Genomic DNA, 13,543 nt, shown 5'->3' with positions numbered 1-13,543 from the left:
TAGGGAAGTTGTCTCTGTATGGAAATAGCAGCAGCTATGAATCATACTTCTTATGAGTTTTAGGATATCATTATGAGCGCTCCAGCTAAAATGAAACGCACAGCTAAATATAAACTACTGACCATGATGGCAAGCATAAGCTTGATTTTTGCTAGCATGCAGCCCGTTCTAGCAGCGATAGAAATCGATGAAACGGATTTTGGCCCCTCTTATGAGACCATGGCAGTTGATACTATTGTTGGTAAACCATTACAGTTAGTGACCGCTGTGGCAGGCACCGCCGCTTATCTTGTTAGTCTGCCCTTCTCGCTTATCGGCGGTAACGCCGACCAAGCACAGCAGAAATTATTCGTTGAACCTTGGGATGCCATGGGACGCTGCCTAGGCTGTACGGTTGCCGAAGACAATTATTATAAGTCACAAGTCGTTGATAATAACGTGGTCCGTATTGTCGTCGATCAACCCTCAGAAATTCTGATTAATACCAATGACTATGTGGTAGTTAAACCTTAATTAAAAAACTTCGAGCTTATCAATCGACAATAAAAAAGGCTAACTTATCGTTAGCCTTTTTTGATTTTGGTAAGCGAATTATATGATTTTATTTTGTAAGGTGAGTATTACTCAGCTTAGCGCTAATCTCACGCAGTAATTGCACCTCTTCTGACGGCTCTGCAACCGCTTCTTCTACCTCATCTGCACGGCGTAATCTATTAACCATTTTTACCATCATAAATATGATAAACGCCAAAATTAGGAAGTTAATCAACACTGTGATAAAGCTACCATAAGCCAACACCGGTACGCCTGCTGCCTTAAGTGCATCATAAGTCATTGCCACACCTTCAGGCGCATCTCCTAGTATAAAAAACATATTTTTAAAGTTGATTTCGCCGCCCGCAATAAAAGCAACGATAGGCATAATAATATCTTCAACTAAAGAAGTCGTGATGGTCGCAAAAGCGCCACCAATGATGACACCGACCGCTAGGTCCATCACGTTACCTTTTAAAGCAAATTCCTTAAACTCAGATACCATACTCATAATGTCACTCCTTGAAAGTTTAATTAATTATTATATAGATGATGAACTAGATTTTCTAATGTCGAGTCTTTAAACCTTTCTAAATAGATAGCACTTATTGATTAGATCATTTTTATTATATATGAAAACCAAGCACACAAAAAAGCAATATAAAGTGAACTTTATTTTGCTCACCTTATACTGCTAATTTTCGATGTCAAAGCTAATCATGAAAAATTAGCTTTGAGTACTTTTCTAAAATTGAAAATATAAATTACCAAGTAATTTACGTATCGATATTAAGCATTTTTCTTGCGTCCATGACGCTTACGCTCATTTTCAGTCAAATAACGCTTACGCAGACGTATGGCTTTTGGCGTTACTTCTACTAACTCATCATCTTGAATGAATTCAAGCGCTTGCTCAAGGGTAAACTTAACCGCTGGCGTCAGCGTCAACGCTTCATCAGTACCACTGGCACGGACGTTGGTTAATTGTTTAGCAGTCGTTGGATTGACAACCATATCATCGTTACGAGAGTTTAGACCAACAATCATACCTTCATAAACTTCAAGCTGTGGCTCAGCAAATAATTTACCACGTTTTTGTAGGTTAAATAGGGCGAAACCTAAGCAAACACCATTGGCCATAGAAACCAATACACCGTTTGAGCGACCACCAACATCACCGATCTTTTGTGGACCGTAATGTGAGAAGCTTGAAGTCATGATACCGGTGCCCGAGGTCAGGGTTAAAAACTCTGAACGGAAACCAATCAAACCACGCGCAGGCATAGTCGCTTCAATACGCATACGACCTTTACCATCAAGCTCCATATTGGTCATCTCGCCTTTACGCAAGCCGACTTGTTCCATAATTGGACCTTGATGCGCGTCTTCAATATCAAAGACAACATTTTCATACGGTTCTTGTAGCTTGCCATCTACTTCTTTAACAATAACTTCTGGACCTGATACGCCAAGCTCAAAACCTTCGCGGCGCATGTTTTCGATCAATACTGATAAATGTAGCTCACCACGACCTGATACTTTAAATTTATCTGGAGACTCGGTGTCTTCTACACGTAGCGCCACGTTGTGAATCAATTCACGCTCAAGACGCTCACGAATATTACGTGATGTCACAAATTTACCTTCACGACCGGCAAATGGTGAATTGTTTACTTGGAAGTTCATCGATACCGTTGGTTCATCAACAGTCAATGCTGGTAACGCTTCAACATGGTTAGGGTCACAAATGGTGTCTGAAATATTTAGCGCATCAATACCGGTAATACAAACGATATCGCCCGCTTGCGCATCGTCTACTTCAATACGCTCAAGACCGTGATAACCCATGATTTTTAGGATACGACCGTTACGCGTTTTACCATTCTTATCAATGACAGTCACAGGCGTATTGGTTTTAACTTTACCGCGTTGAATACGGCCAATACCGATAACGCCAACGAAGCTGTTATAGTCAAGGCTAGAAATTTGCATGCGGAAAGGTGCATCTGCATCGACTTGCGGTGGCTGTACCACATCAACGATTGTTTTGAACAACGGCGTCATGTCATCCGCCAAGTTATCTGCTTCCAAACCAGCAATACCGTTTAAGGCAGATGCATAAACCACTGGGAAATCTAATTGCTCGTCAGTAGCACCCAAATTATCAAATAGATCAAAGATTTGATCCATTACCCAATCAGGACGTGAACCAGGACGGTCAATTTTATTGATAACCACAATCGGCTTTAGGCCTTGCTCGAACGCCTTTTGAGTTACGAAACGGGTTTGCGGCATTGGGCCATCAACACCGTCAACAACCAACAATACGCAGTCAACCATTGACATAACGCGTTCGACTTCGCCACCAAAGTCGGCGTGACCTGGGGTGTCGACAATATTAATACGGTATTCAGTGCCATCAGTGTCATCTGTCCAGCGGATGGCCGTATTTTTCGCCAAAATAGTAATGCCACGCTCTTGCTCAATATCACCTGAATCCATTGCGCGTTCCGCAATGTTTGCACGGTCGCCAAAAGTACCAGATTGATGTAATAACTTATCAACCAAAGTGGTTTTACCGTGGTCAACGTGGGCAATAATTGCAATGTTACGCAGGTGTTTGATATCGTTCGCCATATAAAATGCTCGTTTCGTCTTAAAAAATGCAGTAGCAGTAAGCACCGCTGGATAAACTGTTAACATCAACCAGATAGACATGATTGGCTTAGGATTAAATAATTGCACAATACGTACAGCAATTTAATATTAACGAAATCAAATACCTATGCTGATAAATCCATCGTACAGATAGCTATGCTAATGTACACTTTGTCAGTTTACAAAGTGTTTGGGTCGCTAGTATAACATTATTGCGCTATCAATTTATGCAATAACTTACTTTTCTGAGTGTATAAATAAAAAAAAGCCACCCAAAGGATGACTTTTTTTGTAACTAATTAAGTTAATACATAATTAGTAGCGTCTACTTACTGAACAACCATATCTTTAGTTTGTTCAACAGTCATGGTTTTGTCACCAGTAATGATGGCATATACACGACGGTTCATAGCGCGACCTTCTTCAGTGTTGTTATCAGCGATTGGTTGGTCATAACCATAGCCAACTGTTGATAGACGGTTTGGCTCGATACCAAATTCGTTGGTCAACATAGATTTCACAGCAACTGCACGGGCTTCAGATAAACGTTGGTTATAACGTGCTGAAGGACCTGTTTTAGAAGCGTGACCTTCAACGCGAGCGGTAGAGTTAGGATACTCACGCATCTTCTCTGCTACTTTAGCGATTTCAGGTTTGTATTGGTTTTTGATAGTTGATTTGTCGTTATCAAAGAACACACGTAGTTCCATTTTTAGTTCATCAGTAATATCTACTGGTACTGGGCAACCGCGCTCATCAACCACTACGTTCATTGGAGTGCCTGGGCATGCATCGATGCTATCAGGTACGCCATCACCGTCAGAGTCAAGATCAGACTCAACGACTACTACTGGAGCAGTATCAACTAGTGGCTCTTGCATTGGCGGTACAGCAACAGTAGGTGCTAAATGACCACCTAGTACGACTTCTAGACCGGCCAAAGCCATGCCTTCCCACCAGTTTTGGTCAAAGTTATGAATCGCACGAGCTTCACCACGTAGGCTTAGTGCATCATTGATACGATACATAGCACCTAGACCTAGGTTACCGATGGTATCTTTAGTACTTGTAACTTCGTTACCAGAAGCATCTTCGATTTCGATTTTAGATTGACCAGCACCAACTAATGCATATGGTTTAAATGCGTTATCAGTGTAGCCACTGAATTCTTCAAAACCGATCAAGAAGTTACCAGAAATCATTTCTTGTTCAGTATCATAAGAGCCTGAAAGAGGATTGCCAGAGCTATCTGCACCAATAGCATCAGTATTTGATACACCATACTCAACTTGGAACTGAGTAGAAGGCGTTAGTTCAATACCGAGTGCTGCACCAGTATATAAACCATTTTCTTTATAAAAGTTTTCGCCGCTTCCATTATAGTTTTCTAATAGCTCACGTTGCTCATCATCAGCGCCTTCACTGTAATGATAACCAAGTAATAATGGGCTAATAGTAACACCCGCGTTTGCTGCTAGTGGAGCCGCTGTAATGGCAAATAATGCCAAAGCAATTTTATTTAATTTCATGAACTTCCTCCAAAGGATAATTTTAGTAATGCGTCAAGCAAAACCGCATCTTAAGATGCCCAAAAGCAGACATCATTTACGAATTTGAAATTACAAAGCAAAACCAATTAAGAAGTAGCTTAGCGATTATCAATTCAATTTACAACTTTTTTCGTTAACCAGCTACACATTATTACACGATAATGTCATAACTAAAACACATTAGCCAGCTTAACTTACTGACGACTAACACACTTTACACTCTTTATCTTTTGTGTGTGAGGTCGCAATAGATGATGAAACGAATCCTATCTATTGTTTCAAGATATTTTAATACAAATCGTTAATTTTCTCTATCCTTAAAACTCCTTATTCACGAATTGAAACATTCTTTGACAGTAGACATATATTTGGTTTATATTCGGATAATTGAACTTTTTTTTACTAATAGCTGATAGTATAAAACTTACGCAAATTTTATAGTTACTTGAAATTCGGGCGCAATATTCAGGTTAGTCGATTATTAATGTATAGCCGTACCTCTTGTATAGGTAGCAGTCTCTCATGATTGAATTATATAAAGTATCGTCAAGAAAGCAGACGCATTTTCAAGCACATAATAAATATGGCTTTACCTTGATAGAGCTGATTGTTACTGTCGCTGTGCTGACTATTATAGTAATGATTGCGACGCCCTATATTCTAGAGCAATTAGCAAGCATGGAAGCAAAACGTATCGAGAGCCAAATTAAAAATACGCTAAAGTTAGCGAAAGCTGAAAGCCACATTAGAAGACAAAACTTGTTGGTTTGTCTTTCTAATGACGGCGCTACATGTCATAGAGACAGCTATAAGAAGCTATTATTATTTTTAGATGCAAATAATAATAAAAACTTCGACTTAGGAGTTGATGACCTGCTAGAAGAACAGGCTTTAGAACCTAAATACAGCACCTTGTATTTACGGGTAGGAAATAATCGCCATTACACTAAATTCTGGGGCGATAGCGGTAAACCTCGCGGCCATTTCGGACATATTAAGTACTGTCCAACCTCAACTTATAATCATGCCATGTATCAAATCTCATTCAACCAAGGCGGAGGCATTACTTATAAGCCTAATGCAAGCCACCCTACTGATTGTGGACAATAGAAATTACGACATTAAGTGTTTAAACATTTTGACGCATAGCAGACTTCATCATAACAACCGCTTGCTCTAACCCCACAAAAACAGCATCAGCAATAAGAGCGTGTCCGATATTTAGCTCATATATACCATCAATTTGCGCAATAGCGTGGACATTATCACGCGTCAAACCATGACCCGCATTAACCAAAAGCTTGGGATCAGCATGTTGCGCGGTTTGCACAGCTTGCTTAATTCGAGTAAGCTCATCATTCTTTTTAGCGATATTACCTGCTAAACCCGCTTCCGCATAGGCACCAGTATGCAATTCAATTGCATCTGCCCCACAGCTTACCGCTGCCGCAATCTGCTTGTCTTCTGGATCAATAAATAAAGAAACCTTGACACCTACTGCTTGTAATTTACTAACATAATCTGTTAGCCAAGCTACCTGCCCTGCAACGTCAAGTCCGCCTTCGGTAGTCAATTCGGCACGTTTTTCAGGTACTAGACATACCCAATACGGCTTAACTTGACGAGCAATCTCTAGCATCTCAGCCGTTGCTGCTATCTCCAAGTTCATTCTGGTGGTTAGCTGCTCAGCTATCTCATAAACGTCAGCGTCTTGAATGTGTCGGCGGTCTTCACGCAAATGAATGGTGATACCATCAGCTCCAGCTTGCTCACATAGCAGAGCAGCCGCCAAGGGGCTAGGGTAACTGACACCGCGAGCCTGACGTAAGGTCGCTACATGGTCAATATTTACCCCTAACAGAGGCCTTTTTAAGGCTTTTTGTGAAGTTTGTGCTAAGTTGGAAGTCTTTACTGTTGCATTAATCATAAAAAAATCCTTTTATACATATTGAAGTAATTTACTAAAAAATAGTTTATAGAATATTGGTATCTTACGCTTAAGTTAAGATTGATAGCGCTGTTGCTGCTGCCAAAGTAAGCGACTTTGTAAAGGCTGATAATCGAGCAAATGATCAATCAATTGTCGATGCAAACGTGACCATGCATTGAGATTTGAGGTAGATAAACCTTGCTCTGCCATCGATAAAATCTCATTACCTTTAAAAATGTTTTGTGTAACAGCTATATCATCATTATGAATAATTGGCACTAAGCCCACATCAGGTAGGAAACGGTACCAGGTGTCGAGCTCGATAGCTTGATCTAAACTGTCATGTTTTAAGGTTAAAGCAAAGCCTAATTCGTTGAACAAATACGCTTCAAACTGACGCAAACACAGACGCAGCCCGTCCGCAGTTAAAGGCTGCTTAAGCTGCTGTAGGCTATTTTGGTAGTGTTGCCATAATATTGGCATGGGATCTTCGGTGGGTAATAGTCGCCACAGTATTTCATTTAAATACAAGGCTGCATACTGATGTTGTCCGCTGATATTTTCATGATGCAGCGTCTGGGCTAGATTTACGTTACTGTCTTTTAGTGCTAAAGAATTTTGGGCTACTGAATCTTGAATCGAGCTTAATGGCGCGATATTAATCTGCGTGAATGTTTTTAAATCGCGTTTACCACTGGCAAAAAGTTGCAGGGGCATAAAAAGCGGCGCGCCTTTTTTGCCAACGCCATGGATGACACCATGTTGCTGAGAAAACAGATAGTATAAGGCGCGCTTTTCTTGGTAGGGGCGCTGATGTAATAAATAACCGATTAACGCTTCATTACGCATGGATTATTACCTCAGCCGTGGTGATATAGAGACATGGCGATAAACATCTACTCACCATGCTTTTTTAATCGTGCTTAATATCCTAAACTGGTCAAAGCGCGCTCATCATCAGACCAGCCGCGTTTCACTTTCACCCACAGTGTTAACATGATTTTTTTATCAAACAGCTGTTCCATGTCTTTACGCGCATCCATGCCGACCTGTTTGATACGCTGACCCTTATCACCAATGACAATCGCTTTTTGTCCGCTACGCTCAACATAAATGGTCGCATCGATAAAAGTGACCGCTTTACGCGGACGGCCAGTTTTGGGGTCAATATGCGCCGCTTCGTCTTTAAAACCATCAATCTGTACTGTCAAATCGTAAGGTACTTCATCACCGGCACTACGCATGATTTTTTCGCGAATAATTTCACTGGCTAAGAAGCGCTCTGAGCGATCGGTAATCTGCTCGCTATCATAGATAGGGTCGGCGATTGGCAAATGCGAGGCTATCACTTCTTGCAAGCGGTCTAGGTTTTGATTTTTTAAAGCAGAAACAGGAACGATATCAGCGAAATCAAAACTTTCATTAAACGTTTCGATCAGTGGTAACACGCTACCTTTATCTTTTAGCGTATCGGCTTTATTAATCACCAATACTACGGTCAGATTGGTATCGCCAAGCTTTTGTAGGGTCAACAAATCGTCATCACGCCACTGATCTGAATCAACGACAAATAAGACCAAATCAACATCAACCAATGCAGAGACGGCTGCTTTATTCATACGCTCATTGATAGCGCGTACCTCATTGCGATGAATACCTGGGGTATCAACAAACACCGCTTGCATCTCGTCATTGGACAAAATGCCGTGAATACGGTGACGGGTGGTTTGCGGTTTACGCGATGTGATAGACAGCTTTTGACCCAATAAATGGTTCATCAAGGTTGATTTACCCACATTTGGGCGACCAACAATCGCCACATAACCGGCTTTAAAATCTTCAGCGACATGGGCATTGTTATTTGATGAAAAGAACTCTTCTATCGTCGCATCGTTATCTAACGTCGTATCTTCGGTGTTATTAACTTTTAGATTGGTATCGTTTAATCTGACGTTGTTTTTCTGCGCGTCATCTTGTACAACGTCATTTTCTTCAGCCATATTTTGGTTTGAACTCATATCTGGGTTTTCGGTCATATCTCTGGCATTATCTTCATTATTTAATGGCAAATCACGGTGATTGCTCATGGGTTAATCCTATGGAGGTTGTCATCAGTTATGCCACTTATTAATTGTTTAAAGAAAAGCGACATAAGATTGATCATGTTAAAAAGATTGAAAATTTCAAAAAACAATTCCTTGAAATTATTTATTAAAATCATCGAATTTAGTATTAGAGAAAATGGTTTTTAAAAAATGAGCTTTAAAAAACTAGGTACGTCTTTTTGGCTGTCCTGGCAGTTTATGTAGCTGATTAATCATTAATTCTGCTGCTTTTTGCTCAGCGATACGGCGACTTTCACCAGATTCGGTAATATCAGGACAATTATTTATATTAACTTGACAACGCACCACAAAGATTTGGTGCGGAGCGTTACCACGGGTTTCCATCAGCTCATAATGTGGCAAATCAAACTGCTTAGATTGCAGCCATTCTTGTAAACGGCTCTTGGCGTCTTTTAGCGCTTTTTGGTCACTGACATTGTCTATGAGATCACCATACCACGATAGCACGCACGCACGGGTAATATCCATATCTTGACTGTCTAAATAAATAGCGCCTATTAATGACTCTACCGCATCTGCCAAGATAGAAGCACGATTGCGCCCGCCGCCTTTTCGCTCACCCACGCCCAATATCAAATGATTAGACAGCTCTAGGTTTTGCGCAATAATTACTAGCGATTCCTGCCGTACCAAAGTTGCCCGCATGCGCGTCAGACGGCCTTCATTTTGCGTAGGATAGCGGTGATATAAGGCCTCACCAACGATCATCCCTAATAAAGCGTCGCCCAAAAACTCTAAGCGCTCATAGTTTTTCTTACTATCAAAGGAACGATGGGTAAGCGCCAGCTTAGGCAAGCTTAAATCATTAAACACATAGCCCAACTTGCGCGACAAGATCGCTAACCGTTGAATAAATTCTGCGCTAATAATAAGCGTGTCATCAGACACGCTATTTTTATGGGGATTGGGAACCGCTTGAGGAGACTGCGAAGTTGGTTTCATGCGTGGTCTGTGTGTATCCCTTTTTTTCAGTGGTAAATATAATGCAATACCAGTGTTTTAGAAATTGGTTAGAAAATTAAAAATAACAAAGTACTTTATTACTTTGATTTTAACGCTTTAAGTTTTGATATATAAGCTTTAATAGTTAAATTACTCAGCAGTAGTAGCATCAATGTCGCCTTCAAAGCGATTAACGATATCGATATTACCAAAAAAATTATTGGTGGTTTCATACTTCTTATGAATAGCCAATTGACCTGGTTTCTTATCAGTAAAAGTAAACACTTCTTCTGCTTTGGTATCATAATCGGCGTTAATAGACAGCTGCTTATTCACGCGCTCTACAAACTGCTTGGCCGTTTCTTTATTGGCATTGGACTCTTTAAGCTGCGCACTTAAGGTTTTTGTCAATTGGTAATCGCCAATTTGCGCTGGAGCAATAGCGACGAGCAATTTAGCAGCCACGCCCAAAACGATAATAATAAAAACGACACTCGTTACACTAGCACCGCGCTGCGAAGACAACCCAGATAACTGCTGCACCATAAGACCTCTCAAGGGGTAAGTTGCTATAGGTAAACTGCCATATTTAGAAAACTGTCTTGTTAACAACCTTTAATATGATGGTTTTTATTAAACAACCATCATATTAGCACAAACTATTATCGGTACATTATTCTTTAGCACAGCATTATTCTTTAATGCAGCAATAATATTAATCAATACTACCATTGCGCTTAAAGGTTGGTAAGTTAAGACCGGGCGGTTTATGCATCCAAATATAGACCGCTTTACCCGCTAAATTATCATCGGGCACAAAACCCCAAAAACGTCCATCAGCACTACGGTCGCGGTTGTCACCCATTACAAAATAATGACCTTCTGGCACTTTGATACGCCATTCTGTGCCTTCAGAGCTGACCACTTCCGGCGATTCTTGCTGTAAAAACGGCGCGTACTGCGAGCTATTCATATCCGCTAAATAGCGAACCAAGTGTTTGTTGTCGCCTTGAATCTCTTCAAAGTACTTTGCCTCACTTTCTTCTTGCTGCCCCATTCGTATGGCATTGTCTTCAGTCAAGACCTGTCCAGGTGCCACTTGTCCGGCTGGATATAGCTGTGAGGTCAGCTCAGCATCGGCGTCAAAATTGACCGCTTTGGTAGGAACTGGCGTATCATTAATTGCCAGCGTCCCTTGATTATAACTGACGGTATCGCCCGGCAAGCCGATCACGCGCTTAATATAGTAAATACTTGGGTTTTCTGGGTAGCGGAAAACGGCCACATCGCCATGCTCAGGCGCGCCTGTATCAAGCACTTTATTATAAGTCAGCGGCAGACGTACGCCATACGCGTATTTATTGACCGCGATAAAATCACCCGTATACAAGGTTGGCACCATCGACGATGAAGGAATATTAAACGGCTCAATCAAGAATGAGCGCACTATCAAGACCACCGCTAACACTGGGAAAAAATCATATGCCCAACGGACCAGTAAGCTTTCTTTACCGCGACCGCGGGTTTTACGCTGTTTGAGCGTCAGCTTCTCTAATAGCCAAATAATACCTAGGCCAATGGTTAATGGCACTAAAATTAAATTAAAATCAAAATCCATACGAATTTGCCTATTAACGAGCTGAAAATCAAACTACGGTTGCAGTAAAGCTGTCTATGCCAAATATTGCTGTGTTTTTATCTTTTAAAATATAATGAACGTTTAATTATCGACCTGCAAGACGGCTAAGAAGGCTTCTTGTGGAATCTCGACGTTACCCACTTGCTTCATACGTTTTTTACCCGCTTTTTGCTTAGACAGTAGTTTTTTCTTACGTGAGACGTCACCGCCATAACACTTCGCTAGGACGTCTTTACGCATGGCTTTGACGGTACTACGACCGATAATTTGACTGCCAATTGCCGCTTGAATCGCCACATCAAACATCTGACGTGGAATCAGCTCTTTCATCTTAGTAACCAGCTGATTGCCACGGAAACGTGCTTGATCTTGGTGTACAATCATCGCTAAGGCATCGACTTTATCGCCATTGATGAGGACGTCAACTTTGACCAATTTATCAGCTTGATAGCGCTCGAAATTATAATCGAGCGACGCAAATCCGCGTGACACTGATTTTAGGCGGTCAAAGAAGTCCATGACCACCTCGCCCATCGGAATATCAAAAATCAACTGCACTTGACGACCCATAAAACGCATATCGACTTGGACGCCGCGGCGCTCAATACATAGTGTCATAACGTTACCCAAGTAATCTTGCGGCACTAAAATCTGACAGCGGGCAATTGGCTCACGGAACTCTTCGATATTATTTGGTTCAGGCAATCTTGACGGGTTATCTACGTAAATGACTTCGCCATTTTTCTTTTCAATCTCATAAATAACCGACGGCGCGGTGGTGATTAAATCCAAGTCATATTCACGCTCTAAACGCTCTTGGATAATCTCCATGTGCAGCATACCTAAGAAGCCACAGCGAAAACCAAAGCCGAGCGCGTCGGAGGTATCAGGCTCAAAGTATAGCGACGCATCGTTAATCTGAAGTTTTTGCAGCGCTTCACGGAATTTTTCAAAATCACTAGAATCTACTGGGAACATACCAGAATAAACTTGCGGCGTGATTTGCTTAAATCCAGGAATACGCTCAACATCAGGCGTACTGGCATGGGTAATCGTATCGCCAACAGGTGCACCAGCAATATCTTTGATTCCTGCGATAACAAAGCCTACTTCGCCCGCTTGTAAAATACCTGTGTCTACAGGTTTCGGGGTAAAGACACCAATTGAGCCCACTAAGTGCGCCTCTTTGGTCGACTTAATATACAGCTTATCGCCTTTTTTAATCGTTCCTTCACGCACACGTACTAAAGAAACCACGCCCAGATAGTTATCAAACCATGAGTCGATAATCAATGCCTGTAGCGGTGCATCACGGTCGCCCGTTGGCGCAGGAATAAATTCAACCAAGGCTTCTAGCAGTTTATCGACACCAAGACCGGATTTTGCTGAGACGCGCGGCGCATCAACAGCATCAATACCGATAATGTCTTCAATCTCTTGAATCACGCGCTCAGGCTCAACTTGCGGCAAGTCAATTTTATTTAAAACCGCCATCACCTCTAAGCCTTGGTCAACAGCGGTATAACAGTTGGCAACCGACTGTGCTTCAACGCCTTGTGCGGCATCAACGACCAATAGCGCGCCTTCGCAAGCCGCTAATGAGCGTGAGACCTCATAAGAGAAATCGACGTGACCGGGCGTATCAATGAAGTTTAGCTGATAACGCTCACCGTTAGGATGATCATAAAACAAGGTCACAGACTGGGCTTTAATAGTGATGCCGCGCTCACGCTCAATGTCCATAGAATCAAGAACTTGCGCCTGCATCTCACGATCTTGCAAGGCACCACACATTTGAATAAAACGGTCAGCAAGGGTCGACTTGCCGTGATCAATGTGGGCAATAATAGAAAAGTTACGAATATTGGCTAATGCAGTCACAAAGCGCCTACTAAATAATGGAGGATTGAATAACGGATATACATAGTGTCAGATGGCAACCGTCGAATACATACTTATAGCTCATACTGGCCAATACGCCAAAAGAGACAGATTAAGTACCTACTGTATTGCCGCAATTGAAATGCCCACAGCGCAAATGACTAACTTTTATGACGCGCAGGCATACGAAGGTATTCTAGCAGTTTTCCGCTATAAAGTAAGTTGATTTTGTCAGCAAGCAAAAATCAGGCAAAAAAAAACCAATCATAAGATGATTGGCATT

Annotated in this window: 12 protein-coding genes; 2 read left to right on the top strand and 10 right to left on the bottom strand. The window is 41.5% G+C overall.

Translation table 11 applies throughout. The annotated features are described in order from the left end of the window. Window positions 1-72 precede the first annotated feature (72 nt). The gene (locus ACPEGP_RS11310) at window positions 73-513 is read left to right on the top strand and encodes a hypothetical protein (protein ID WP_288726218.1); all 441 of its coding nucleotides are present in this window, start codon (window positions 73-75) and stop codon (window positions 511-513) included. An 88-nt stretch (window positions 514-601) separates the two neighbouring features. On the opposite strand, the gene mscL is transcribed toward ACPEGP_RS11310, so the two are convergent. From mscL to ACPEGP_RS11295, 3 genes are all read right to left on the bottom strand, one after another. Then, on the bottom strand, window positions 602-1,045 hold the full coding sequence (gene mscL / locus ACPEGP_RS11305) for a large conductance mechanosensitive channel protein MscL (protein WP_144297554.1): 444 nt from the start codon (window positions 1,043-1,045) through the stop codon (window positions 602-604). Window positions 1,046-1,323: 278 nt separating this feature from the next. Further along, on the bottom strand, window positions 1,324-3,171 hold the full coding sequence (gene typA / locus ACPEGP_RS11300) for a translational GTPase TypA (protein WP_068403956.1): 1,848 nt from the start codon (window positions 3,169-3,171) through the stop codon (window positions 1,324-1,326). 350 nt (window positions 3,172-3,521) lie between these two features. Then, window positions 3,522-4,721: an OmpA family protein gene (locus tag ACPEGP_RS11295; protein WP_423813477.1), complete on the bottom strand. Its 1,200-nt coding sequence runs from the start codon at window positions 4,719-4,721 to the stop codon at window positions 3,522-3,524. 543 nt (window positions 4,722-5,264) lie between these two features. Between ACPEGP_RS11295 and ACPEGP_RS11290 the strand changes: the two genes are divergently transcribed. Then, window positions 5,265-5,852 carry a pilus assembly FimT family protein gene (locus ACPEGP_RS11290; protein ID WP_423813476.1) on the top strand — a complete coding sequence of 196 codons (588 nt, stop codon included), beginning with the start codon at window positions 5,265-5,267 and terminating at the stop codon, window positions 5,850-5,852. A gap of 19 nt (window positions 5,853-5,871) precedes the next feature. Here the strand turns inward: ACPEGP_RS11290 and ACPEGP_RS11285 are convergent, their stop codons facing one another. From ACPEGP_RS11285 to lepA, 7 genes are all read right to left on the bottom strand, one after another. After that, entirely contained in the window at window positions 5,872-6,669 is a 798-nt protein-coding gene (locus ACPEGP_RS11285; RefSeq protein WP_423813475.1) for a pyridoxine 5'-phosphate synthase, read from the bottom strand. 75 nt (window positions 6,670-6,744) lie between these two features. Beyond that, the gene (recO, locus tag ACPEGP_RS11280) at window positions 6,745-7,521 is read right to left on the bottom strand and encodes a DNA repair protein RecO (RefSeq protein ID WP_288726212.1); all 777 of its coding nucleotides are present in this window, start codon (window positions 7,519-7,521) and stop codon (window positions 6,745-6,747) included. Between the two features lie 74 nt (window positions 7,522-7,595). Next, window positions 7,596-8,672, bottom strand: coding sequence for a GTPase Era (gene era, locus ACPEGP_RS11275; RefSeq protein ID WP_423814282.1), 1,077 nt, complete (start codon window positions 8,670-8,672; stop codon window positions 7,596-7,598). Between the two features lie 270 nt (window positions 8,673-8,942). After that, window positions 8,943-9,740 carry a ribonuclease III gene (rnc, locus tag ACPEGP_RS11270; protein WP_068405869.1) on the bottom strand — a complete coding sequence of 266 codons (798 nt, stop codon included), beginning with the start codon at window positions 9,738-9,740 and terminating at the stop codon, window positions 8,943-8,945. 150 nt (window positions 9,741-9,890) lie between these two features. Beyond that, window positions 9,891-10,286: a DUF4845 domain-containing protein gene (locus ACPEGP_RS11265; RefSeq protein WP_191691159.1), complete on the bottom strand. Its 396-nt coding sequence runs from the start codon at window positions 10,284-10,286 to the stop codon at window positions 9,891-9,893. 169 nt (window positions 10,287-10,455) lie between these two features. Continuing rightward, on the bottom strand, window positions 10,456-11,358 hold the full coding sequence (lepB, locus tag ACPEGP_RS11260; RefSeq protein ID WP_423813474.1) for a signal peptidase I: 903 nt from the start codon (window positions 11,356-11,358) through the stop codon (window positions 10,456-10,458). Between the two features lie 102 nt (window positions 11,359-11,460). Beyond that, window positions 11,461-13,260 (bottom strand): translation elongation factor 4, encoded by a 1,800-nt coding sequence (gene lepA / locus ACPEGP_RS11255; RefSeq protein WP_068405877.1) that lies wholly within the window; start codon window positions 13,258-13,260, stop codon window positions 11,461-11,463. Window positions 13,261-13,543: the final 283 nt, after the last annotated feature.

Origin of the sequence: Psychrobacter sp. 219-2-C (genome assembly GCF_049560815.1) — a bacterium.
In the GTDB taxonomy this organism is placed as follows: domain Bacteria; phylum Pseudomonadota; class Gammaproteobacteria; order Pseudomonadales; family Moraxellaceae; genus Psychrobacter; species Psychrobacter faecalis.
The sequence above is the reverse complement of the archived record's forward strand: the minus strand, read 5'-3'. Positions and strand labels throughout refer to the sequence as shown.